The organism is Geodermatophilus sp. SYSU D00525, from assembly GCF_054050475.1.
This window is the reverse complement of record NZ_JBJGZK010000002.1, coordinates 289,617-313,468: the sequence shown is the minus strand read 5'-3', so window position 1 is coordinate 313,468 and position 23,852 is coordinate 289,617. Positions and strand designations below refer to the sequence as shown.

The window sequence follows — 23,852 nt, the reverse complement described above, 5'->3', positions numbered from 1 at the left end:
CCCCCCCCCCCCCCCCCCCCCCCCCCCCCCCCCCCCCCCCCCCCCCCCCCCCCCCCCCCCCCCCCCCCCCCCCCCCCCCCCCGGCGGGGGTCAGACGTTGACGCCGAAGTCCTGGGCGATGCCGCGCAGGCCGGAGGCGTAACCCTGGCCGACGGCACGGAACTTCCAGTCGGGACCGTTGCGGTAGAGCTCGCCGAACACCATGGCGGTCTCGACCGAGGCGTCCTCGGTGAGGTCGTAGCGGGCGACCTCCTGGCCGTTGGCCTGGTTGACGATGCGGATGAACGCGTTGCGCACCGCGCCGAAGTTCTGCTTCCGGTTGTCGGCGTCGTAGATGGACACCGGGAAGACGATCTTGTCGCAGGTCGGGGGCACGCCGGCCAGGTTCACCTGGATGACCTCGTCGTCGCCCTCGCCCTGGCCGGTGAGGTTGTCACCGACGTGCACGACGGAGCCGTCGGGGCTGCGCAGGTTGTTGAAGAAGACGAAGCCCGAGTCGTCGGGGGTGACCTTGCCGTTGGCGTCGAGCATGATCGCCGACGCGTCGAGGTCGAAGTCGCCCCCGGAGAACGTGTTGACGTCCCAGCCGAGGCCGACGTTCACCGCGGTCAGGCCCGGCGCCTCCTTGGTCAGCGAGACGTTCCCGCCCTTGGAGAGGCTGACACCCATCAGTTGGACTCCCATGTCACCGTCGGGGAGCGCAGCGGCGGTCGCCGCTCCGCTGGACACCGGATGGACCGGCGCCGCCGGGGAGCGCGGGCGGGGTGCCCGGCGCGTCCCCCGGCACCGCTGCGCGGGGTGCCGGTCGGGCACTCAGCGGAGCGGACGTGTCGTGGATCGTGCCGCACGATCACCGGGAGCAACAGGCGCACCGGCGTGGTGCGACTGTCGTCCTCCCGGCGGTCACCCGCGCGTCACCCGGGGCGGCCGTCGGTGCGCCGCGCCGGCGCCGCGGCGGACCGCTCGCCCGGCTCGGTCCCGGTCGTGCCCGCAGGCCCCTGGCCGAGCGCGCCCTGGCCGAGCCCGCCCTGGCCGAGCCCGCCCTGCCCGGGCGCGTCGGGTCCGGCAGCGGCGTGCGGCACGGCCTCGCGGGCCTCGCGGCGGCTGCGGGCCAGGCTCGCGACGGTGGTGACCAGCAGGGTGACGACGATGACCGACAGCGACAGCCAGGTCGGGATCTCCGGGATGGCGGTGACGTGCTCGCCGCCGTTGATGAACGGCAGCTCGTTCTCGTGCAGCGCGTGGATGAGCAGCTTGATCCCGATGAAGCCGAGGATGACCGCCAGGCCGTAGTGCAGGTACACCAGCCGGTCGAGCAGGCCGTCGATGAGGAAGAACAGCTGCCGCAGGCCGAGCAGCGAGAACGCGTTGGCGGTGAAGACCAGGAAGGTCTCCTCGGTCAGGCCGAAGATCGCCGGGATCGAGTCGACGGCGAACAGGATGTCGGCGCTGCCGATGGCGACCAGCGCGATGGCCAGCGGGGTGATGTACCGCTTGCCGTCCAGGCGCGTGGTCATCCGGTCGCCGTGGTAGTCCGACGTCGTCGGGATCACCCGGCGGACCAGGCGCAGGAAGCCGTTCTCCTTGAACTCCTCGTCCTCGTCCCCGCCGGCCCGTGCCTGGGCGATCGCGGTGTAGATGAGGAACGCGCCGAACAGGTAGAAGACCCAGCTGAAGTTCTCGATCGCCGCGGCGCCGAGGAAGATGAACACCGTCCGCAGGACCAGGGCGAACGCGATGCCGAACAGCAGCACCTTCTGCTGCAGTTCCCGGGGCACCGCGAAGCTGGCCATGATCAGGACGAACACGAAGAGGTTGTCGACCGACAGGCTCTTCTCGGTGATGTAGCCGGCGAAGTACTCCCCGCCGTACGTCCCGCCCGCGAAGACCCACACGCCGATCCCGAACAGGACCGCGATCGCGACGTAGACCGCCGACCAGGTCGCCGCCTCCCGCAGCGTCGGCGCGTGCGGTGTGCGCACGTGCCCGACGAAGTCGAACACGATCATGCCCACGATCGCGGCGATCGTGATCGCCCAGATCCAGAAGGGGACGTCCAACGCGGTTACCTCCGGTCCACTGGCAGCAGTCAGCACCGGAGGTCTCTCCCACCGGCCACGACGGCGGCCGGCCGGTGACGCCGGGGTACGCGTACCCGTGCTGACGACGTCACCGCGGGCGGGATACTCCCCTCCACGGCTCCGCGGGCACGGCGCAGCGCACCCGGCGGAGTCACAGGTCGCAACGGTCGAGGGGCGCCCGGGGTTCCCCGGACGCCCCTCGGTCCCGCAGGACGGGTCAGGTCACGCCCGTGCCGACGCCGTTCGTCAGGCGTGGGCGGCGTCGAACTGGCGCAGCTCCTTCTTGAGCTCGGCGAGCTCGTCGCGGAGGCGGGCGGCCACCTCGAACTGCAGCTCCCGGGCGGCGGCCAGCATCTGCTCGTTCATCTGCGTGATGAGGTCGGCCAGCTCCGCGCGCGGCAGGCCCTGGACGTCGATCGCGCCGGCCTTGGACCGGCTCTTCGACGACAGCCCCGGCACCGGCGCCTTCCCGCGCGACTGCTGCCGGCCCGACCCGCCGATCAGCTCGGTGGCGGCCTCGGCGTCCTCGGACTCGCGGTAGATGCCGTCGAGGATGTCGACGATCTTCTTGCGCAGCGGCTGCGGGTCGATGCCGTTGGCGGTGTTGTAGGCGATCTGCTTCTCGCGGCGCCGGTTGGTCTCCTCGATCGCCTGCGCCATCGACGGGGTGACCTTGTCGGCGTACATGTGCACCTCGCCGGACACGTTGCGCGCCGCGCGGCCGATGGTCTGGATCAGGGAGGTGGTCGACCGGAGGAAGCCCTCCTTGTCGGCGTCGAGGATCGCCACCAGCGACACCTCGGGCAGGTCGAGGCCCTCGCGCAGCAGGTTGATCCCGACCAGCACGTCGTACTCGCCCTGCCGCAGCTCGCGCAGCAGCTCCACCCGGCGCAGGGTGTCGACCTCCGAGTGCAGGTACCGGACCTTGATGCCGAGCTCGAGCAGGTAGTCGGTGAGGTCCTCGGCCATCTTCTTGGTCAGCGTGGTGACCAGGACGCGCTCGTCCTTCTCGGTGCGCTCGCGGATCTCGCCCACCAGGTCGTCGATCTGGCCCTTGGTCGGCTTGACCACGACCTCCGGGTCGACCAGGCCGGTGGGGCGGATGACCTGCTCGACGAACTCGCCGCCGGTGCGGCCGAGCTCGTAGGGGCCCGGGGTGGCCGACAGGTACACCGTCTGGCCGATCCGGTCGGTGAACTCCTCCCACTTGAGCGGGCGGTTGTCCATCGCCGAGGGCAGCCGGAAGCCGTGCTCGACCAGCGTGCGCTTGCGGCTCATGTCGCCCTCGTACATGCCGCCGATCTGCGGCACGGTCACGTGCGACTCGTCGATCACGAGCAGGAAGTCGTCGGGGAAGTAGTCGATGAGACAGGCACCCGCGCTGCCCGGTGCCCGGCCGTCGATGTGCCGGCTGTAGTTCTCGATGCCGGAGCAGAAGCCGACCTGGCGGATCATCTCGATGTCGTAGGTGGTCCGCATGCGCAGCCGCTGCGCCTCCAGCAGCTTGCCCTGCTTCTCCAGCTCGGCCAGCCGCTCCTCGAGCTCGGCCTCGATGGTGCGGATCGCCCGCTCCATCCGCTCCGGGCCGGCGACGTAGTGGCTGGCCGGGAAGACGAACAGCTCCTGGACCTCGCGCACGACCTCGCCGGTGAGCGGGTGCAGGTAGTACAGCCGCTCCACCTCGTCGCCGAACATCTCGATCCGGACGGCGAGCTCCTCGTACACCGGGAAGACCTCGATCGTGTCGCCGCGCACGCGGAAGGTGCCGCGACTGAACGCGAGGTCGTTGCGGGTGTACTGCTCGGTGACGAGCGTGCGCAGCAGGTCGTCGCGGTCGCGCTCCTCCCCCACCTGGATGCGCAGCGCCCGGTCGACGTACTCCTCCGGCGTGCCCAGGCCGTAGATGCAGGAGACGGTGGAGACCACGACGACGTCCCGCCGGGTGAGCAGGCTGTTGGTCGCCGAGTGCCGCAGCCGCTCGACCTCCTCGTTGACCGAGGAGTCCTTCTCGATGTAGGTGTCGGTCTGCGGGACGTAGGCCTCGGGCTGGTAGTAGTCGTAGTACGACACGAAGTACTCGACGGCGTTGTCCGGCAGCAGCTCGCGGAACTCGTTGGCCAGCTGCGCGGCCAGCGTCTTGTTCGGCGCCATCACGAGGGTGGGCCGCTGGACCTGCTCGATCAGCCAGGCCGTGGTGGCCGACTTCCCGGTGCCGGTGGCGCCGAGGAGCACGGTGTCCGTCTCGCCGGAGTTCACCCGCTCCGCGAGGGCCTGGATCGCCGCCGGCTGGTCGCCCGAGGGCTGGAACTCGCTGACGACGCGGAAACGCCCCTGGGTGGGCCGGATGTCAGAGGTCGCGCGCACGGGGACGACGGTACGACCGCCCGGTGACAGGACGCCGCGAGTGACGGGTGGTGATCACGGGACCGACGGGGCGTGTCGCTTGCGGACGCGTCGCCCTCGTGCTCGTGCTCGGCCCCGGGACCCGCTAGCGTGCCCTCCTGCAGGCGCGGTGCCGCGCCGGGGACCAGTGCCACCCGGGATGCCCGGACGAGGTCGGACCCCGGCGCCCCGCGCCTCGGTACCTGGTGTGCCCGGCCCCGCGCCGGGGTGCACCGGACCCGCACACGACGCCCTCCGCGGCCCCGGCCGCGGAGGGCGTCGTCGTCCCGGCTCCCCTCCCGTGATCTCCGCCGCGTCAGGTGTGGACCCGCCCGCTCGGGGCTAAGGAGCCCGCGGGCACCCGTGTGCCCCGACCCCCCTCCGACGGCCGCGGCGGGGGGCCACCGCGCCCTGCACCACCCGGGGCGCCCGCGCAGGAGGAAACACGTCGATGACCCAGGTGTGGCCTGGAACCGCCTACCCGCTGGGTGCCACGTACGACGGCACCGGGACCAACTTCGCCCTGTTCAGCGAGGTCGCCGAGAAGGTCGAGCTCTGCCTGTTCGACGAGCAGGGCAACGAGGAGCGGATCCGGCTCCCGGAGATGGACGGCTACGTGTGGCACGCGTTCCTGCCCGGCATCCAGCCCGGGCAGCGCTACGGCTACCGCGTCCACGGCCCGTACGACCCGGCGAACGGGCAGCGCTGCAACCCCAACAAGCTGCTGCTGGACCCCTACGCCAAGGCCATCGACGGCGCCATCGACTGGGACGAGGCCTGCTTCGGCTACCGGTTCGGCAGCGGCGAGCGCAACGACGCCGACTCGGCGCCGCACATGCCGAAGTCCGTCGTCATCAACCCGTACTTCGACTGGGGCGTGGACCGCCCGCCGCGGACCCCCTACAACAAGACGGTCATCTACGAGGCCCACGTCAAGGGCCTGACGATGACCCACCCGCGCATCCCCGAGGAGCTGCGCGGCACCTACGCCGGCATCGCCCACCCGGCGGTCGTCGAGCACCTGCAGTCCCTCGGCGTGACCGCCATCGAGCTCATGCCGGTGCACCAGTTCGTGCAGGACGACACGCTGCTGCAGAAGGGCCTGCGCAACTACTGGGGCTACAACACGATCGGCTTCTTCGCGCCGCACAACGAGTACGCGCAGCAGACCGACGGCCAGCAGGTGCAGGAGTTCAAGGGCATGGTCCGGACCCTGCACGAGGCGGGCATCGAGGTGATCCTCGACGTCGTCTACAACCACACGGCCGAGGGCAACCACAACGGCCCGACGCTGTCGTTCAAGGGCATCGACAACCGGGCCTACTACCGGCTGGTCGAGGGCGACGAGCAGTACTACATGGACACCACGGGCACCGGGAACTCGCTCAACGTCCGGCACCCGCAGTCGCTGCAGCTGATCATGGACTCGCTGCGGTACTGGGTCACCGAGATGCACGTCGACGGGTTCCGGTTCGACCTGGCCTCCACGCTGGCCCGGCAGTTCCACGAGGTGGACCGGCTGTCGGCGTTCTTCGACCTGGTGCACCAGGACCCGATCGTCAGCCAGGTGAAGCTCATCGCCGAGCCCTGGGACGTCGGCGACGGCGGCTACCAGGTGGGTAACTTCCCGGCGCTGTGGACCGAGTGGAACGGCAAGTACCGCGACACCGTCCGCGACTTCTGGCGCGGCGAGGACGCCACCATCGGCGAGTTCGCCAGCCGCATCTCCGGCTCGGCCGACCTCTACAAGCACTCCGGCCGCCGGCCGGTGGCGAGCATCAACTTCGTCACCGCGCACGACGGGTTCACCCTCAACGACCTCGTGTCCTACAACGAGAAGCACAACGAGGCCAACGGCGAGGACAACAACGACGGCGAGAGCCACAACCGCAGCTGGAACTGCGGCGTCGAGGGCGAGACCGACGACCCCGAGGTGCTGGAGCTGCGCGCGCGGCAGCGGCGCAACTTCCTCGTGTCGCTGATGCTCAGCCAGGGCGTGCCGATGCTGCTGCACGGCGACGAGCTCGGCCGCACGCAGCGGGGCAACAACAACGGCTACTGCCAGGACTCCGAGCTGACCTGGATCGACTGGGACGACGTCGACGAGGGGCTGCTGGAGTTCACCAAGCTGGTCACCCGGCTGCGCACCGAGCACCCGACGTTCCGCCGCCGCCGGTTCTTCCACGGCCGGCCGGTGCGCCGCGAGGAGGGCGACCCGGTGCAGGACGTCGCCTGGTTCACCCCGGCCGGCGAGCTGATGAGCGACGAGGACTGGGACGCCGGCTTCGCCAAGTCGCTGGCGATGTACCTCAACGGCCACGGCATCCGGGAGACCGACGAGCGCGGCGAGGACGTCGTCGACGACTGCTTCTACCTGGCGTTCAACGCCCACCACGAGCCGATCGACTTCACCGTGCCGCCGTCGGAGTACGCCGAGGGCTGGACGGTCGTCGTCGACACCGCGGAGATGGGCCAGGTGGAGCCGGTGCAGGTCAAGGCCGGCGACGTCGTCACCGTGGCCGCCCGCGCCACCGTCGTGCTGCAGGCCGCCCCGTGAGCGAGGCCCCGGACGGCAGTCAGTCCGTTGACGCTGCCGAGCGGCGGCGGGCCACGCCGGCGGCGACCTACCGGCTGCAGGTGACCGCCGACTTCACCCTCGACGACGCCGCGGCCGTCGCCGGCTACCTCGCGGACCTCGGCGTCACCCACGCCTACTCCTCCCCGCTGCTCCGCTCGGCCGCGGGCAGCACGCACGGGTACGACACCGTCGACCACGCGCACGTCGACGAGTCGCGGGGCGGGCAGGAGGGCTTCGACCGGTTCGTCGCCGCGCTGCACGAGCACGGGCTCGGCCTGGTGCTCGACCTCGTGCCCAACCACATGGGCGTCGCCGACCCGGCCGAGGCACCGTGGTGGTGGGACGTGCTGCAGCACGGGCGCGACAGCGCGCACGCGTCGGCCTTCGACGTCGACTGGGACTTCGGCGGGGGGCGCGTCCGCATCCCGGTGCTCGGCTCGGCCGACGACGTCGAGAAGCTCGAGGTGGTGGACGGGGAGCTCCGCTACTACGACAACCGCTTCCCCATCGCGCCCGGCACGGGCGAGGGCACGCCGCAGGAGGTGCACGACCGGCAGCACTACGAGCTGGTCGACTGGCGGCGCGCCGACGCCGACCTCAACTACCGGCGGTTCTTCGCCATCAACACCCTCGCCGGGCTGCGCGTGGAGGACCCGGAGGTCTTCCGCGCCACGCACGAGCTGGTGCTGCGCATGGTCTCCGACGGCGCCGTCGACGGGCTGCGGATCGACCACCCCGACGGCCTGGCCGACCCGAAGGGCTACCTGGACCGGCTGACCGACGCGTCGGGCGGCCGGTGGACGGTGGTCGAGAAGATCCTCGAGCCCGGCGAGGACCTGCCGGAGAGCTGGCGGGTGGCCGGCACCACCGGCTACGACGCGCTGGCCGAGGTCGACGACGTCCTGGTCGACCCGGCGGGCGAGGCGGCGCTGACCGCGCTGGACACCGAGCTGTCCGGCCGGGCGGTCGACTACGGGCAGCTGGTGCACGACTGCAAGCGCGAGGTCACCGACGGGATCCTCGGCTCCGAGGTCGCCCGGCTGGTCCGGGTGATCGGCGAGCTGCCGGGCGTCGACGTCGACACGGAGGAGGAGGCGCTGGCCGAGCTGCTGGCCTCCTTCTCGGTCTACCGCACCTACCTGCCCGACGGCCGCGAGCACCTCGACGCCGCGGTGGGCGACGTCCGCGACCGCCGGCCCGACCTGGTCGCCGCGGTGGACGCGCTGCACCCGGTGCTGGCGCAGGCCGGCACCGAGGCGGCCACCCGGTTCGAGCAGACCAGCGGCCCGGTGATGGCCAAAGGCGTCGAGGACAGCGCCTACTACCGCTGGGCGCGGTTCGTGGTGCTCAACGAGGTCGGCGGCGATCCGGCGCGCTTCGGCAGCACCCCGGAGGAGTTCCACGAGGCACAGGCGCGGCGGCTGGAGCGCAAGCCGGAGTCGATGACGACGCTCACCACGCACGACACCAAGCGCAGCGAGGACACCCGGGCCCGCCTGGCCGTCCTCGCCGAGGTGCCGACCGAGTGGGCGGACCTGGTCCGCGGCTGGCTGTCCCGCCACCCGCTGCCCGACCGGCCGCTGGCCCACCTCGTGTGGCAGAACCTGGTCGGCGCCTGGCCGCTGTCCCGCGAGCGGGCGCACGCCTACGCCGAGAAGGCCGCCCGCGAGGCCGGGCAGTCGACGACGTGGACCGACGTCGACGAGGCGTTCGAGGCGCAGCTGCACGCGATGGTCGACGCCGCCTTCGACGACGCGGCCACGAACCGCGAGATCGAGGCGTTCGTCGCACGGATCGCCCCGGCCGGCCGGTCCAACGGGCTGGCGCAGAAGCTGCTGCAGCTGACGATGCCCGGCGTCCCGGACGTCTACCAGGGCACCGAGCTCTGGGACCACTCGCTCGTCGACCCCGACAACCGCCGCCCGGTCGACTACGACGAGCGGCGCGCGCTGCTGGCCCGGCTCGACGGCGGGGAGGTGCCCGAGGTCGACGAGACCGGCGCGGCCAAGCTGCTCGTCGTCTCGCGAGCGCTGCGGCTGCGGCGGGACGCCCCCGGGCTGTTCACCGGCTACACCCCGGTGGCCGCCACCGGGTCCGCCGCGCAGCACGTCGTCGCCTTCGACCGTGGGTCCGGAGAGCAGGGCGGCGCGGTGACCGTGGCGACCCGGCTGCCGGTCGCGCTGGCCGCCACCGGCTGGGGCGACACCGCGCTGACGCTGCCGACCGGCGCCTGGCGCGACGTGCTCACCGGCACGCGCGTCGTCTCCGACGCCGGCGGCGCGCCCGTCGGCGAACTGCTGGCCCGGCTGCCGGTGGCCCTGCTCGTCCGGGAATGAGACGGAGGTCACGGCGGCGCCGGCCGGCGCCGCCGTGACCTGCGCCTCCCCCGGCCGCCGGGCGCGGGCCACCGCGGGGGACGCCGGGCGACACGCCGTGACGGGTGGGGCGGGTGTGCCGTCTCGTGATGCGGCCGTTACGTTTGCTCCCGCACGCAGGCCAATGACTGCCGCGTGCCGGAGTCGGTCCGCCGAACCCCGTCCGCCGGGCTCCGTTCCTCCTGCACAGCCAGGACGGGGGTGGGGGACCCACTTCGGCGCCTGCACCGCGGTCACGGGGGGACCGGACGCAGCGCCTCGGGGTGAAGCCGCACGTCGTGCGGCCGGGGCACCGATCGCTCCGAACCCGACAGCTCACCTCGCAGGCGGCGGATCGGAGATCCCCCATGCGCACGTCCACGTCCCTGCTCCGCCGTGCCCTCGTGACGACCGGCGTGGCCGCGGCCGCGATCGGCGTCGCCGCCGGCCCGGCCTCGGCCGCCGCCCCCAACGACTGGGACGCCGTCGCCCAGTGCGAGTCCAGCGGCAACTGGAGCATCAACACCGGCAACGGCTACTACGGCGGGCTGCAGTTCAGCCAGTCCACCTGGGCCGCCTACGGCGGCACCGAGTACGCCGCCCGCGCCGACCAGGCCACCAAGGCGCAGCAGATCGCCGTCGCCGAGCGCACGCTCGACGCCCAGGGCCCGGGTGCCTGGCCCACCTGCGGGAAGAGCCTCGACCCGTCGGCCCCGGAGGCCGGCACGGCGGCCGCCGCGCCCGCCCCCGAGCCCGCCGCCGCGCCTGCGGCGGCCGAGCCGGACACGGCCTCCCGGGCCGGCGAGTCCGCCGCCGGCGCCTCCGGCGGCTCGTACACCGTCCGGTCCGGCGACACGCTGGGCAAGATCGCCCGAGACCAGGGCGTCGACGGCGGCTGGAAGGCGCTCTACGCCGCCAACAGCGGCACGGTCAGCGACCCGAACCGGATCTACGTCGGCCAGGAGCTGAAGCTGGCGTGACCCGGGGCGGCAGCCGGGGGACCCGCTCCCCCGGCTGCCGCTCGCGGTTGACCGGGCCCGCAGCGGGCAAGAGGGACCGGTCAGCCGCGCTACCGCTGGGAGGCCCCCGCATGTCCGCACCCGTCGAGTTCGCCGTCTGGGCGCCCGTGCCCGAGCGCGTGCGCCTGCAGGTCGACGGCACGGTGCACGACATGCGCCGCGACGACGACGGCTGGTGGCGGGCCGAGGTCGAGGCCGGCCCGGAGTCCGACTACGGCTACCTGCTCGGCGACGACGACACCCCCCGCCCAGACCCGCGCTCGCGCCGGCAGCCCGACGGCGTGCACGGGCCGTCCCGCCGGTTCGACCCGTCGGCGTACGCGTGGGGCGACACCGCCTGGACCGGGCGCCCGCTGGCCGGCGGCGTCGTCTACGAGCTGCACGTCGGCACGTTCACGCCCGAGGGCACCCTCGACTCGGCCATCGACCGGCTGGGCCACCTCGTCGACCTCGGCGTCGACTTCGTCGAGCTGCTGCCGGTCAACGGCTTCGACGGCACGCACAACTGGGGCTACGACGGCGTGCTCTGGTACACGGTGCAGGAGAGCTACGGCGGGCCCGCGGCCTACCAGCGGTTCGTCGACGCCTGCCACCAGCGCGGGATCGGCGTGATCCAGGACGTCGTCTACAACCACCTCGGCCCGTCGGGGAACTACCTGCCGCTGTTCATGCCGGTCTTCTCCGAGGGCGGCGCGAACACCTGGGGCGAGTCGGTCAACCTGTCCGGGCCGGACTCCGACGAGGTCCGCCGCTACGTCCTCGACAACGCCCTGATGTGGCTGCGCGACATGCACGTCGACGGGCTGCGGCTGGACGCCGTCCACGCGCTGGTCGACGAGCGCGCCACCCACGTGCTCGAGGAGATGGCCCAGGAGGTCGACCGGCTCTCGGTCGCCGTCGGCCGGCCGCTCACGCTGATCGCCGAGAGCGACCTCAACGACCCCCGCATGGTCACCCCGCGGGTGGCCGGGGGCACCGGCATCGCCGCCCAGTGGAGCGACGACTTCCACCACGCCCTGCAGGCCGTCCTGACCGGCGAGGGCCAGGGCTACTACGGCGACTTCGCCGAGGCCGGCCTCGCCGGGCTGGCCAAGACCCTCACCGGCGCCTACTTCCACGACGGCACGTGGTCGAGCTTCCGCCGCCGCTCCCACGGCCGGCCGGTGGACACCGCCCGGCTGCCGGGCTGGAGGTTCCTGGGCTACCTGCAGGACCACGACCAGATCGGCAACCGCGCGATCGGCGACCGCGTCTCGGCGACGCTGTCCCCCGGCCTGCTCGCCGTCGGCGCGACCCTGGTGCTGACCAGCCCGTTCACGCCGATGCTGTTCATGGGCGAGGAGTGGGGCGCCTCGACGCCGTGGCAGTTCTTCACCAGCCACACCGACCCCGACATCGGCCGGGCGACGGCGGAGGGCCGCAAGAGCGAGTTCGCCGAGCACGGCTGGGACGCCGACGAGGTGCCCGACCCGCAGGACCCGGAGACGTTCCGGCGCTCGAAGCTCGACTGGGCCGAGCTGGACCGGGAGCCGCACGCGCGGCTGCTCGAGGTGCACCGGACGCTGCTGGCGCTGCGCCGGCAGCACCCCGACCTCGTCGACGCCGACCTGTCGGCGGTCGAGGTCGGCTGGGACGACGAGGACCGCGTCCTGGTCGTGCACCGCGGCGGGCTGCGGGTGGTGGCCAACCTGTCCGGGCGGCCGCAGCCGGTGCAGCTGGACCGGCCGGCGACCGGGGTGCTGTTCGCGACCGCCGACGAGCCGTCCCTGGACGGCGCGACGGTGACCGTCCCGGCCGAGAGCGCGGCCGTCCTCACCACCTGATGCGCCGGCTGCTCCCCTCCCCCGGCGGGGCGGACCTCACCGACGACGACCTGGCGGCGGCCTACGCGCTGCCGCCCGGTCGCTCGTTCCGCGTGGACTTCGTCGCCTCGCTCGACGGCGCGGTCACCGTGGACGGCGTCAGCGCCGGGCTCGGCTCGCCCGGCGACCGGCGGGTGTTCTCGACGCTGCGCGCGCTGGCCGACGTCGTCCTGGTCGGGCACGGGACGGCGGCCGGTGAGGGCTACGGCCCGGTGACGACGGCCTCGGCGGTCGGGCGGCGGCGGGCCGCGCTCGGCCGGCCGCCGGAGCTGCCGGTCGCGGTGGTGTCGCGCCGGGCCTCGCTCGCGCCCGGCGCCCGGCTGGCGCAGCCGCCCACGCTGCTGGTCACCTGCGCCGCCGCGGACCCCGGCCGCCGGGCCGCGCTCGCCGACGCCGGGGTGGACGTGCTGGTCTGCGGGGACGCCGACGTCGACCTGCCGCTCGCGCTGGACCGGCTCGCCGACCGCGGCCTCGAGCAGGTGCTGTGCGAGGGCGGGCCGTCGCTGCTGTCGGCGGCGCTGGACGCCGGCGTGGTCGACGAGCTCGACCTCACCGTCTCCCCCGCGCTGGTCGGCGGCCAGGCGCGGCTGCTGGACCGTACGCTGCGCGACGTCGTCCGCCCGCGGCTGACGCAGGTGCTCGAGGAGGACGGCGTCCTGTTCACCCGCTACGCGGTGCGCTGAGTCCACGGCGCGGGTCCCGGGGTGGCAGTCATGGCCGTTCCTGCCACCCGTCCGGTCGACGGCGGTCTGCCGGTGCGGGGGTCCGCTGGTTGACTGACCTGCATGGACCTGCCCGTGCTGCCGCCGGTCAAGCCGATGCTGGCCAAGGCCACGACGAAGCTCCCGACCGGGGACGGGCTGTTCTACGAGCCCAAGTGGGACGGCTTCCGCTGCATCGTCTTCCGCGACGGCGACGAGGTGGAGCTCGGCAGCCGCAACGAGCGCCCGCTGACCCGCTACTTCCCCGAGGTCGTGGCCGCGGTCAAGGAGGCCCTGCCCGAGCGCTGCGTCGTCGACGGGGAGATCGTCGTGCCGCAGGGCGACCGGCTGCACTTCGAGTCGCTGCTGCAGCGCATCCACCCCGCGAAGTCGCGGGTGGACCTGCTCGCCGAGCAGACGCCGGGCCACTTCGTCGCCTTCGACCTGCTCGCGCTCGGTGACGAGTCGCTGATGGAGACGCCGTTCGCCGAGCGCCGGCAGCGGCTGCGCGAGGTGCTGGACCGCGGGCACGAGCGGGTGCACGTCACCGCGGTCACCCGGGACGCCGCGATCGCGCAGCGCTGGTTCGACGAGTTCGAGGGGGCCGGTCTCGACGGCGTGGTCGCCAAGGACGCCGACCTGCCCTACGGCCCCGACCAGCGGCTGATGACCAAGGTCAAGCACGTGCGCACCGCCGACTGCGTGGTCGCCGGGTTCCGCTGGCACAAGAGCGGACCGGTCGTCGGGTCGCTGCTGCTCGGGCTGTACGACGACGGCGGCCTGCAGCACGTCGGCGTCGCGGCGTCGTTCCCCATGGCGCGGCGGGCCGAGCTGGTGGAGGAGCTGGCGCCCTACCGGGCTCAGGCGCTCGACGGGCACCCGTGGCAGGACTGGGCGAACGCCGAGGTGCAGGAGAACGGCGAGCACCGGATGCCGGGGGCGCAGAGCCGGTGGAACGCGAAGAAGGACCTGTCCTGGGTGCCGCTGCGCCCGGAGCTCGTCGTCGAGATCAAGTACGACCAGCTGGAGGGACGGCGGCTGCGGCACACCGGGCAGTTCCTCCGGTGGCGGCCCGACCGCGAGCCGCGCAGCTGCACCTACGACCAGCTCGAGGTCCCGGTCCGCTACGACCTGGCCGAGGTGTTCAACGGGTGACCGGCACCTGCGGAACGGCCTGTCCGCGGCGCCTCCTACGGTCGTGAGCATGCGTCTGCGCCGCGGCCTGCTCGCCGCCTCGACCGGACTGCTCGTGGCGGTCGCCGGCTGTAGCTCCTTCTCGGACCCGGACCCGTCGTCGGCGGACTCCTCGTCGGCCGCCTCCTCGACGCCGGCCGAGCCGGAGGCCGCGCCGATCACCTGGACCGACTGCGACGCGCAGATCACCGAGCTCGTGGCCGGCACGCCCGGCAGCGAGCGCGACCTCGCCTTCGAGTGCGGCCGCACCGAGGTGCCCATCGACCACGAGGAACCCGAGGGCGCGACGCTGCCGCTGTTCCTCGTCCGCGCGACGCTGGCCGGGCAGACCGACCGGATCGGCTCGCTGCTGGTGAACCCGGGCGGTCCCGGCGTCTCGGGGGCCGACCTCGGGCTGAGCCTGGCGCTGTCGCTGCCCGAGGACGTGTTGCGCCGCTTCGACGTGGTCGGCTTCGACCCGCGCGGCGTCGGCCTGTCCACGCCGGTGGAGTGCGTGCCCGCCGAGCTCAAGGACCGCATGACCGCCGCGGAGCCCCGGCCCACCGACCAGCAGCAGATGGACGAGGTCCTCACGCTCAAGGACGAGGCGGCCGACGCCTGCGCCGAGGAGTACGGCGACGCGCTCGGCACCTTCAACACCGTCGCCACCGCGCGCGACATGGACCTGCTGCGCGAGTCGCTGGGCGACGAACAGCTGACCTACCTCGGCTACTCCTACGGCACCACGCTCGGCTCCACCTACGCCGAGCTGTTCCCGGAGAAGGTCCGCGCGATGGTGCTCGACGCCGCGGTCGACCCCGACGCCGACCCGCAGGCCGACGCGGAGGCACAGGCCGCGGGGTTGGAGGCGGGGTTCGACGCGTTCGCCGCCAACTGCGTCGCCCTGGTGTCCGGGTGCCCGATCGGGGGCGACCCCCGGACGTTCGTGCAGGACCTGCTGACCGCCGCCGCCACCACGCCGATCCCGAGCAGCACGCCCGGAGAGACCCGCACCGCGACACCGGGCGTCGTCGTCGCCGCCGTCACCGCGGCCCTCTACGACACCGGGTCGTGGCCGCAGCTCTCGCAGGCGCTGGCCGCCGCGCGCAACGGCGACGCGGCGGGCCTCTTCTCGATCGCCGACCCCTCCGCCGGCCGGCTCCAGGACGGCACGTACACCAACCGGCTCGACGCCGACTTCACGATCAGCTGCGCCGACACCCCCGAGGAGGAGACGTTCTCCGAGGAGGAGGTGCTGCAACTGGCCCAGGAGTGGTCGCAGCGGTACCCGCTGTTCGGCGCCGGGGCCGCCTCCGGGCTCTACACCTGCGGCGTGTGGGACGCCGAGCGGACGCCGCTGCCCGAACGGGACGCCGAGGGCAGCGCGCCGATCCTCGTCGTCGGCAACTCCGGGGACCCGGTCACGCCGCTGCCCGGCGCCGAGGACCTGGCCGCGGACCTCACCGCCGGCACGCTGCTGGTCTGGCAGGGCCAGGGGCACACCGCCTACCCGAAGACCGACTGCGTCACCGCGGCGGTCAACGCCTACCTGATCGACCTCACGGCGCCCCAGGACGGGCTGACGTGCCCGGCCTGAGCCGCCCCGGACCCGGGAGCTGACGGATGGCGAGCAGCAAGGACGCGGTCACGCTGACCGTCGACGGGCACGAGGTGCGGGTCTCCAACCCGGAGAAGCCGTACTTCGCCGAGCGCGGCATCCGGAAGATCGACGTCGTCGAGTACTTCGTCAGCGTCGGCGAGGGGATCCTGTTCGCCCTGCGGGACCGGCCGACGACGCTGGAGCGCTGGCCCGGCGGCGTCTTCGAGGGCGCCCGGCTGTCGACCCGGATGGACAACACCGGCGACGCCTTCTACCAGAAGCGGGTGCCCAAGAACGCGCCCGACTGGGTGCCGACGGCGCACATCACCTTCCCCAGCGGCCGGACGGCCGACGAGATCGCGCCGGACTCGGTCGCCGTCGTCGCGTGGTGCGCCAACCTCGGCACGCTCACCTTCCACCCGTGGCCGGTGGACAGGACCGACGTCGAGTCGCCCAACCAGATCCGCATCGACCTCGACCCGCAGCCGGGCACCGACTTCTCCGACGCCGTGTGGGTCGCGCCGCACGTGCGGGAGCTGCTGCACGAGCTCGGCATGGAGGGGTGGCCGAAGACCTCCGGCGGGCGCGGGGTGCACGTGTACGTGCCGATCCAGCCGCGGTGGACGTTCACCGACGTGCGCCGCGCGGTCATCGCCTTCGGCCGCGAGCTGGAGCGGCGGCTGCCCGACCGCGTGACGATGTCGTGGTGGAAGGAGGAGCGCGGCGAGAAGATCTTCATCGACTACAACCAGATGGCCCGGGACCGCACGATCGCCTCGGCGTACTCCGTCCGGCCCAAGCCGCACGCGCCGGTGAGCGCACCGCTGGACTGGGACGAGCTGCCCGACGTGCACCCCACCGACTTCACCGTGCTGACCGTGCCGGAGCGGTTCCGGGCGGTCGGTGACAAGCACGCGGGACTGGCCGGGCACGCCTACTCCATCGAGCCGCTGCTCGAGCTGGCCGAGCGCCAGGCCGCCGACCAGGGCCTGGGCGACCTGCCCTATCCGCCGGACTACCCGAAGATGCCGGGCGAGCCGATGCGGGTGCAGCCCAGCCGGGCCCGGAAGCCGGCCGACGAGAACGCCTGATCCGGCCCTCGACGCGAGGGGAGCACGGCGCTCACTCCACGGACGACCCGCGTCCTGTGGTGGATCCGGCGTGCTCCTCCGGTGGACCTGCCGGGCGCCTGGGGCGGCTCTCGGGGTGTCCGCTGCTCCTCCCGCTGGCTGACCGCGGCCTGCGGCCGCGAGCCGGTGCTCGACGAGCGGCCGGGCACGCCGTCGCCGCGTGGTTCGCCGTCACTCGCATGACCGGGTCCAGCCGGCGGTCGTGGACGACGTCCTGGGGCGTCGGTGAGAGGCACGAACCTGCCGGCACGTCACCGTTGCGCCGTTCACCTGTCCCCCTCACCCCTGCCGCCGGACCGAGTCTGTGGTGGGCGGAGGTCCTGTCCGAGCACGCAGTCGACGGGCGGACCCCGTCCCTCTTCTGGCTCGACTCGTCCGGTCCCAGGCTCGGGTGGGTCCTGACCTCGACCGGCGCGCCTCCGCGACCCGAGCCCCCCGTGGTCGACCTCGTCCGCCGACTCCGCAGCACGCTCGTCGTCGAGGGTCCCTCGCACGCCCGAGCCCACACCGCCGTCGTGCTCTCGCGTCCGGGTGCAGCAGCGATCGATCCCGACGAGGACGGCCTGGGGACCTGGAGCCTCCACGTCGCAGCACGGGGCTGGATCACGACCGTCGTCGACCCACCGACGGGGAGGTTTCCTCCGCGCCGCGTCGCCCGGCGGTCCCCCGCCCGGCTCCTCGACCGTAGGTGGCGTGTTGACTAGGATAAGGGTCATGACGACGCAGTCGCTGGCGGCGGTCAAGGCGCACTTCAGCCAGGTGATCGACGAGGTCGCCGCCACGCACGAGCGCGTCACCATCACCAGGAACGGCACTCCGGTCGCGGTCATCCTCGCCGTCGAGGACTACGAGTCCCTGATGGAGACGTTGGAGGTCCTCTCCGATCCCCGAGCGCGCTCGGACATCAGGGAGGCCGAGGCGGCGATGGCCGCCGGTGAGGTCTACGGCGAGGCCGAGGTGCGGGCCGCACTCGCGGCCCGCCGGCGGTGACCGGCCCTCGTCACCACACCGTCGTCCTCTCGGCGGCGGCCGAGCGGGCCATCGAGCGAGACCTCCCCGAGCGGGTGGCTGTCGCGGTCGTCGACTTCCTCTACGGGCCGCTGGCCGCGGACCCGTACCGCGTCGGGAAGCCGCTGCGGTTCGAACTCGAGGGCTACTGGTCCGCGCGGCGGGGCCAGTACCGCGTCATCTACTCGATCCACGACGACGAGGTCCTCGTCAGGGTCGTGCGCATCTCGCACCGCGCCGACGTCTACGGCTGACCGATCGATCCTGCCGGCGCGGGCGCGTGCGGATCTCGGTCCCCCACGATGCCGGGGCGAGCCGATGCGGGTGCAGCCCGACCGGGCCCGGCAGCCGGCCGACGGGAACGCCTGATCCCGGGCCGTGCACGACCGGGTCAGCGGAAGACGACGGTGCTCTGGCCGTTGAGCAGCACCCGCCGCTCGCTGTGCCAGCGCACCGCCCGGGACAGCGCCAGGGCCTCGGCGTCCTGGCCGACCGTGGCGAGGGCGCGCGGGTCGAAGGTGTGGTCGATGCGGATGACCTCCTGCTCGATGATCGGCCCCTCGTCCAGGTCGGGCGTGACGTAGTGGGCCGTCGCGCCGACGAGCTTCACGCCGCGGTCGAAGGCCTGGTGGTAGGGCTTGGCGCCCTTGAAGCCCGGCAGGAACGAGTGGTGGATGTTGATCATCCGGCCGTGCAGCGCGGCGCACGTCTCGTCGGAGAGCACCTGCATGTACCGGGCGAGCACCACCAGGTCGGCCCGGTGCTCGTCGACCAGCTCGAGCAGCCGCGCCTCGGCCTCCCGCCGGGTCGCCGGCGTGACCGGCACGTGGGAGAACGGCAGCCCGGCCGCCTCGGCCATCGGGCGCAGGTCCTCGTGGTTGGAGACCACGGCGACCAGGTCGGCGCCGAGGCTGCCGGCCCGCCAGCGGAAGACCAGGTCGTTGAGGCAGTGGCCGAGCCTGGACACCATGACGAGCACGCGCTGCGGCTGGTCACCGGTGACCTGGTAGGTCATGCCGAACTCGTCGGCCACCGGACCGAACCCCGCCGACAGGCGGTCGGCGTCGGTGTCCTGCGAGCAGATGAACGCCGTCCGCAGGAACAGCTGGCCGCGGACGGCGTCGTCGAACTGCTGGTGCTCGACGATGTCGCAGCCGTGCTCGAACAGGAACGAGCTGACCGCGCGCACGATGCCCGGGCGCTCCTGGCAGCTCAGCGTGAGCGTGAACGGGTGGGTCACGGGTGCCTCCTCAGCACTCGACGAGGTTGAGGGCCAGCCCGCCTCGGGCGGTCTCCTTGTACTCGTCCTTCATGTCGGCGCCGGTCGTGCGCATCGTCGTGATGGCCTTGTCGAGCGAGACGTGGTGCCGGCCGTCCCCGCGCACGGCCATGCGGGCCGCGGTGACGGCCTTGACCGAGCCGACGGCGTTGCGCTCGATGCACGGGATCTGCACCAGCCCGCCGACGGGGTCGCAGGTGAGTCCGAGGTTGTGCTCGATGCCGATCTCGGCGGCGTTCTCCACCTGCTCCGGCGTCCCGCCGAGCACCTCGGCGAGACCGGCGGCGGCCATGGAGCAGGCCGAGCCGACCTCGCCCTGGCAGCCCACCTCCGCACCGGAGATCGAGGCGTTCTCCTTGAACAGCAGCCCGATCGCCGCGGCGGTGAGCAGGAACCGCACCACCCCGTCCTCGGAGCAGGAGGGGACGAAGTCGCGGTAGTAGTGCAGGACGGCCGGGACGATCCCGGCGGCGCCGTTGGTCGGCGCGGTGACCACCCGCCCGCCGGCGGCGTTCTCCTCGTTGACCGCCAGGGCGTAGAGGGTGACCCACTCCATCGCACGGAGCGGGTCGGTCTCGTCCGTGTGCGTCTCCAGCTGGGCGCGCAGCGCGGCCGCGCGCCGGCGGACCCGCAGCCCCCCGGGCAGGACGCCGGTGGTCCGGGTGCCGCGCTCCACGCACTCCTGCATCACCGCCCAGACGTGCAGCAGCCCGGCGCGGACCTCCGCCTCGCTCCGCCAGGAGAGCTCGTTGGCCAGCATCACGTCGCTGATCCGCAGCCCGGTCTCCCGGGTGCGCGCCAGGAGCTCCTCGCCGCTGCGGAACGGGTGGCGCACCGGCGTGGCGTCCTCGACGCGCACCGGGTGGCCGGCCTCGTCCTCGTCGAGGACGAAGCCGCCGCCCACCGAGTAGTACTCGCGGCGGCAGAGCTCCGCCCCGTCGGCGTCGACGGCCCGGAAGAGCATCCCGTTGCTGTGGAAGTCCAGCCGCCTGCGCCGGTGGAGGACGACGTCGTCGTCCACGCAGAACGCGACGGGGTGCTCGCCGGCCAGCCGGAGCTCCCCCTCGCGGCGGATCGTCTCGACCCGCGGCCCGGCCGCGACCGGGTCGACGAGGTCGGGCCGCTCGCCCTCGAGGCCGAGGACGACGGCCGGCACGCTGCCGTGGCCGTGACCGGTGGCGCCGAGCGAGCCGAACAGCTCGCACCGGACGCCGGCCACCCGCCCGAGCACCCCGTCCTCGACCAGGCGCGCGGCGAAGGCGCGGGCGGCCCGCATGGGACCGACGGTGTGCGAGCTGGAGGGCCCGATCCCGACCCTGAAGAGGTCGAAGGCGCTGATGGTCACCGTGCCTCCCGCTCCCCCGCCGTCACCGGCTCAGGTACACAGTTGGTATATCAGTAGTAGGATGACGGTATGTCGATCCCTCTGGCGAGGCAAGACCCGATGGCCGTCCGCCTCTACGATCTGCGCGTGACCGCCGCACCGCTGGAGTCGGACCCGTCGGCCGCCACCTCCCTGGCGGACAGGGCCTACGTGGCGATCCGGGACCGGCTGATCATGCTCGACATCCGCCCGGGCGACCCGATCGACGACGACGAGCTGGCCGGGGCGCTGGGCGTGGGCCGCACCCCGGTCCGCGAGGCGCTCAAGCGGCTGGAGGGCGACCGGCTCGTGGTGTCCTACCCGCGGCGGGGCACGTTCGCGACCGGCATGGACATCTCCGACCTGGCCCACATCTCCGAGATCCGGGCGCAGCTCGAGCCGCTGGCCGCCCGCCGGGCCGCCGAGCGCGCTCCCCGGACCGGGACGGCCGGCCTCGAGGAGCTGGCCGCCCACATCGAGCAGCTGGACGTCACCGAGGTCGGCCGGGCCGAGCTCATGCGGTGGGACCTGGCGGTGCACCGGACCATCTACCGGGCCGCGGGCAACCCCCACCTCGAGGACGTCCTGATCCGGTACGACAACCTGGCGACGCGGATCTTCTGCCTGTTCCTCGACCGGCTCCCCACCGTGGACGTGCACGTGCGGGAACACGTGGAGCTGCTCCGGGCGATCGCCGCCGGGGACGCCGACCGGGCCGACGAGCTCGCCCGCGAGCACGTCCTCGGCTTCGAGCGGACGATCCGCGCCGTCATCTGAACGGACGCCCCGGTCCCCACCGGCCCGCGAGCGGGCCGGCGGCGGGGACCCGGCCCCTCCCTCAGGCGCGGATGCGGGTCATCTCCGGGTCGACGAGCGGCTCGGCGGTGACGGTCGCCGGGATGCGGCGGCCGAAGTACTCGATCTCGACCCTCGTGCCGACGGTCGCCGAGGCCGGCAGCCAGGCGTAGGCGATCGGCCTGCCGATGGTGTGCCCGAAGGCCGCGCTGGTCACGTAGCCGGCCGGAGCGCCGTCCACGAGGACCGGCTCGTGGCCGAGGACGACGCTGCGGCCGTCGTCGATCGTCAGGCAGGACAGCCGGCGGCTCACCGTGTCCTCGCCCTTCCCGGCGAGTGCCGCCCGCCCGACGAAGTCGGCCTCCTTCTGGCGGCGGACGGCGAACCCGAGGCCGGCCTCGTACGGGTCGTGCTCGGTGGTCATGTCGTGGCCCCAGGCGCGGTAGCCCTTCTCCAGCCGGAGGCTGTTGAAGGCCGCGCGGCCCGCGGCGACCACGCCGAGGTCCTGGCCGGCGCGCCACAGCACGTCCCACAGCCGCCGGCCGGTGTCGGCGCCGGTGTAGAGCTCCCAGCCGAGCTCCCCGACGTAGGACAGCCGCATCGCCGTCACCGGCACCCCCCCGATCCGGGCCCGCTTGGCGCGGAAGTACCTCAGCCCGTCCCGGGAGAAGTCGTCGGAGCTGACCCGCTGGACCAGGTCGCGCGCCCGCGGGCCCCACAGGCCGATGCAGCACGTGCCGCCGGTGACGTCGCGGACCTGCACGCTGCCGTCGTCGGGCGCCTGGCGCAGGAGGTGGTCGAGGTCGAGGGGGCCGTTGGCGCCGACCTGGAACAGCTGCTCCCCCAGCCGGGCCACGGTGAGGTCGCTGCGGATGCCGCCGGCCTCGTCGAGGGCGAGCGTGTAGGTCACCGACCCGACGGACTTGTCCATCTCCCCCGTCGTCAGCCGCTGCAGCAGGGTGAGGGCGCCGGGGCCGCTGACCTCGAGCCGCTTGAGCGGCGTCATGTCGTACACGGCCACGGCGGTGCGGGTCTTCCACGCCTCCGCCGCTGCGATCGGGGACCAGAACCGCCCCGCCCACGTGTCGCGCTCCGGCGGGACCCACTCCGCGGGCAGCTCGTCCACCAGGTGCGCGTTGGCCTCGTACCAGTGCGGCCGCTCCCAGCCGGCGGCCTCGAGGAAGACCGCGCCGAGCTCCTGCTGCCGGGCGTGGAACGGGCTGACCCGGAGGTCGCGCGGGGACAGCCGCGGCTGCAGCGGGTGGACCACGTCGTAGACCTCGACGAAGTTCTGCTGCGAGGTCTCGCTGACGTACTCCGGCGCGAGCTGCACGTCCTCGAAGCGGTGCACGTCGCAGCCGTGCAGGTCGAGCTCGCTGCGGCCGTCGACGAGCAGCTGGGCCACCGAGCGGGCCACCCCGGCCGAGTGGGTCACCCAGACCGCCTCGGCGATCCAGAACCCCGCCACGTCCCGCGACTCCCCGATCAGCGGGGCGCCGTCGGGGGTGAACGAGAAGACGCCGTTGAAGCCGCTGTCGATCTTCGACGAGCGCAGCGAGGGCAGCAGCAGCCGGCTCTGCTCCCAGGCCGGGGCGAAGTCCTCCTCGGTGAAGGGCAGCATCGAGGGCATCGCGGACTCGCGGACGCCGTCCCCCTGGGGCAGCTCGCGCAGGTCGACGGGCATCGGCCGGTGGGCGTAGGACCCGATCCCGAGGCGGTCGGCGCGCTCCCGGAAGTAGAGGTCCTGGTCCTGGTGGCGCAGGATCGGCAGGCTCGCCTCGCCGATCTCGTCGTTGCGGCCGACGAGGCCGGGCACCTGGCCGGTCCAGACGAACTGGTGGGCCAGCGGCAGCAGGGGGACGTCCATCCCGACCATCGCGCCGAGCTCCTGCCCCCAGAAGCCGGCGCAGGAGACGACGAGGTCGGCGGGGACGACGCCGTCCGGGGTCCGGACACCGGTCACCCGGCCGCCGGCCTGCTCGATGCCGGTCACCCGGGTCGACCCCTGGAAGCGGGCGCCCCGGCCCTCGGCGCGGCGGGCCAGGGCGACGACCGCCCGGGACGCCCTGGCCAGGCCGTCGGTGGGGACGTGCAGGCCGCCGAGGATGCGGTCGGGGTCGACCAGCGGGTGCAGCCGCACGCACTCGTCGACGTCGACCACCCGCGCCTCGACACCCCACGAGGTGGCCCAGCCCTGCTTGCGGTGCAGGTCGGCGAGCCGCTCCGGTGTGGTGGCCACCTCGAGCCCGCCGACCTGGTTGAAGCACCAGGCGCCGTCGACGTCGAGGCCCAGGAACTTCTCCACGGTGTAGCGCGCGAACGCCGTCATGGTCCTGGAGGCGTTGGTCTGGAACACCAGCCCGGGCGCGTGGGACGTGGAGCCCCCGGTCAGCGGGATCGGTCCCTGGTCGAGCACGGTGACGCGGTCCCAGCCCCGGGCGGTCAGCTCGTCGGCCAGGTTGGCGCCGACGATCCCCGCTCCGATGATCACGACACGAGGGGTGGCGGACATTGCTGCGCTCCTGAC

17 protein-coding genes and 1 riboswitch are annotated in these 23,852 nt (G+C 73.2%); of the genes, 11 read left to right on the top strand and 6 right to left on the bottom strand.

Annotated elements, in window-relative coordinates:
- Positions 1 to 90: 90 nt before the first annotated feature.
- From ACI796_RS03445 to uvrB, 3 genes are all read right to left on the bottom strand, one after another.
- On the bottom strand, positions 91 to 669 hold the full coding sequence (locus ACI796_RS03445; protein WP_456939861.1) for a TerD family protein: 579 nt from the start codon (positions 667 to 669) through the stop codon (positions 91 to 93).
- 245 nt (positions 670 to 914) lie between these two features.
- On the bottom strand, positions 915 to 2,060 hold the full coding sequence (locus ACI796_RS03440; RefSeq protein ID WP_456939860.1) for a TerC family protein: 1,146 nt from the start codon (positions 2,058 to 2,060) through the stop codon (positions 915 to 917).
- Between the two features lie 267 nt (positions 2,061 to 2,327).
- Positions 2,328 to 4,445 (bottom strand): excinuclease ABC subunit UvrB, encoded by a 2,118-nt coding sequence (gene uvrB, locus ACI796_RS03435; protein ID WP_456939859.1) that lies wholly within the window; start codon positions 4,443 to 4,445, stop codon positions 2,328 to 2,330.
- 469 nt (positions 4,446 to 4,914) lie between these two features.
- Here uvrB and glgX point away from each other — a divergent pair, with 469 nt between their 5' ends.
- The 10 genes from glgX to ACI796_RS03385 all read left to right on the top strand — a co-directional run bounded on the left by glgX (position 4,915) and on the right by ACI796_RS03385 (position 18,142).
- Positions 4,915 to 7,020 (top strand): glycogen debranching protein GlgX, encoded by a 2,106-nt coding sequence (glgX, locus tag ACI796_RS03430; RefSeq protein WP_456939858.1) that lies wholly within the window; start codon positions 4,915 to 4,917, stop codon positions 7,018 to 7,020.
- The gene (treY, locus tag ACI796_RS03425) at positions 7,017 to 9,377 is read left to right on the top strand and encodes a malto-oligosyltrehalose synthase (protein WP_456939857.1); all 2,361 of its coding nucleotides are present in this window, start codon (positions 7,017 to 7,019) and stop codon (positions 9,375 to 9,377) included. Before glgX ends, treY begins: the two co-directional genes overlap by 4 nt.
- Before the next feature lie 248 nt (positions 9,378 to 9,625).
- A riboswitch (cyclic di-AMP (ydaO/yuaA leader) is annotated at positions 9,626 to 9,760 on the top strand.
- Positions 9,761 to 9,763: 3 nt separating this feature from the next.
- Positions 9,764 to 10,375, top strand: a complete 612-nt coding sequence (locus ACI796_RS03420) for a transglycosylase family protein (protein ID WP_456939856.1) — start codon at positions 9,764 to 9,766, stop codon at positions 10,373 to 10,375.
- A gap of 110 nt (positions 10,376 to 10,485) precedes the next feature.
- Entirely contained in the window at positions 10,486 to 12,237 is a 1,752-nt protein-coding gene (gene treZ, locus ACI796_RS03415; protein ID WP_456939855.1) for a malto-oligosyltrehalose trehalohydrolase, read from the top strand.
- Positions 12,237 to 12,959 (top strand): dihydrofolate reductase family protein, encoded by a 723-nt coding sequence (locus ACI796_RS03410; RefSeq protein ID WP_456939854.1) that lies wholly within the window; start codon positions 12,237 to 12,239, stop codon positions 12,957 to 12,959. The genes treZ and ACI796_RS03410 overlap by 1 nt, the downstream gene beginning before the upstream one ends.
- Positions 12,960 to 13,061: 102 nt before the next feature.
- A complete protein-coding gene (locus tag ACI796_RS03405) occupies positions 13,062 to 14,132 on the top strand; it encodes an ATP-dependent DNA ligase (protein ID WP_456939853.1) in 1,071 nt (356 codons plus the stop codon).
- 49 nt (positions 14,133 to 14,181) lie between these two features.
- Positions 14,182 to 15,747, top strand: coding sequence for an alpha/beta hydrolase (locus ACI796_RS03400; RefSeq protein ID WP_456939852.1), 1,566 nt, complete (start codon positions 14,182 to 14,184; stop codon positions 15,745 to 15,747).
- Positions 15,748 to 15,773: 26 nt separating this feature from the next.
- Complete coding sequence (locus ACI796_RS03395; RefSeq protein ID WP_456939851.1) at positions 15,774 to 16,841, top strand: DNA polymerase domain-containing protein; 1,068 nt, start codon at positions 15,774 to 15,776, stop codon at positions 16,839 to 16,841.
- Positions 16,842 to 17,594: 753 nt separating this feature from the next.
- The gene (locus ACI796_RS03390) at positions 17,595 to 17,870 is read left to right on the top strand and encodes a type II toxin-antitoxin system Phd/YefM family antitoxin (protein WP_456939850.1); all 276 of its coding nucleotides are present in this window, start codon (positions 17,595 to 17,597) and stop codon (positions 17,868 to 17,870) included.
- On the top strand, positions 17,867 to 18,142 hold the full coding sequence (locus ACI796_RS03385) for a type II toxin-antitoxin system RelE family toxin (RefSeq protein ID WP_456939849.1): 276 nt from the start codon (positions 17,867 to 17,869) through the stop codon (positions 18,140 to 18,142). The genes ACI796_RS03390 and ACI796_RS03385 overlap by 4 nt, the downstream gene beginning before the upstream one ends.
- A 137-nt stretch (positions 18,143 to 18,279) precedes the next feature.
- On the opposite strand, the gene purU is transcribed toward ACI796_RS03385, so the two are convergent.
- Both purU and ACI796_RS03375 read right to left on the bottom strand, forming a co-directional pair.
- Positions 18,280 to 19,128: a formyltetrahydrofolate deformylase gene (purU, locus tag ACI796_RS03380; protein ID WP_456939848.1), complete on the bottom strand. Its 849-nt coding sequence runs from the start codon at positions 19,126 to 19,128 to the stop codon at positions 18,280 to 18,282.
- Between the two features lie 10 nt (positions 19,129 to 19,138).
- Positions 19,139 to 20,512 (bottom strand): L-serine ammonia-lyase, encoded by a 1,374-nt coding sequence (locus tag ACI796_RS03375; protein ID WP_456939847.1) that lies wholly within the window; start codon positions 20,510 to 20,512, stop codon positions 19,139 to 19,141.
- A 126-nt stretch (positions 20,513 to 20,638) separates the two neighbouring features.
- On the opposite strand from ACI796_RS03375, the gene ACI796_RS03370 reads away from it, so the two are divergent.
- A complete protein-coding gene (locus tag ACI796_RS03370; RefSeq protein ID WP_456939846.1) occupies positions 20,639 to 21,307 on the top strand; it encodes a GntR family transcriptional regulator in 669 nt (222 codons plus the stop codon).
- Between the two features lie 61 nt (positions 21,308 to 21,368).
- Here the strand turns inward: ACI796_RS03370 and ACI796_RS03365 are convergent, their stop codons facing one another.
- Positions 21,369 to 23,837, bottom strand: coding sequence for a GcvT family protein (locus ACI796_RS03365; RefSeq protein ID WP_456939845.1), 2,469 nt, complete (start codon positions 23,835 to 23,837; stop codon positions 21,369 to 21,371).
- Between the last annotated feature and the right edge of the window lie 15 nt (positions 23,838 to 23,852).

Excerpts from the sequence above, each read along its gene's own strand:
- ACI796_RS03445 (WP_456939861.1), bottom strand. The coding sequence starts at position 669 with ATGGGTGTCAGCCTCTCCAAGGGCGGGAACGTCTCGCTGACCAAGGAG.
- glgX (WP_456939858.1), top strand. The coding sequence starts at position 4,915 with ATGACCCAGGTGTGGCCTGGAACCGCCTACCCGCTGGGTGCCACGTAC.
- ACI796_RS03420 (WP_456939856.1), top strand. The coding sequence starts at position 9,764 with ATGCGCACGTCCACGTCCCTGCTCCGCCGTGCCCTCGTGACGACCGGC.
- treZ (WP_456939855.1), top strand. The coding sequence starts at position 10,486 with ATGTCCGCACCCGTCGAGTTCGCCGTCTGGGCGCCCGTGCCCGAGCGC.
- ACI796_RS03410 (WP_456939854.1), top strand. The coding sequence starts at position 12,237 with ATGCGCCGGCTGCTCCCCTCCCCCGGCGGGGCGGACCTCACCGACGAC.
- ACI796_RS03405 (WP_456939853.1), top strand. The coding sequence starts at position 13,062 with ATGGACCTGCCCGTGCTGCCGCCGGTCAAGCCGATGCTGGCCAAGGCC.
- ACI796_RS03400 (WP_456939852.1), top strand. The coding sequence starts at position 14,182 with ATGCGTCTGCGCCGCGGCCTGCTCGCCGCCTCGACCGGACTGCTCGTG.
- ACI796_RS03395 (WP_456939851.1), top strand. The coding sequence starts at position 15,774 with ATGGCGAGCAGCAAGGACGCGGTCACGCTGACCGTCGACGGGCACGAG.
- ACI796_RS03390 (WP_456939850.1), top strand. The coding sequence starts at position 17,595 with ATGACGACGCAGTCGCTGGCGGCGGTCAAGGCGCACTTCAGCCAGGTG.
- ACI796_RS03365 (WP_456939845.1), bottom strand. The coding sequence starts at position 23,837 with ATGTCCGCCACCCCTCGTGTCGTGATCATCGGAGCGGGGATCGTCGGC.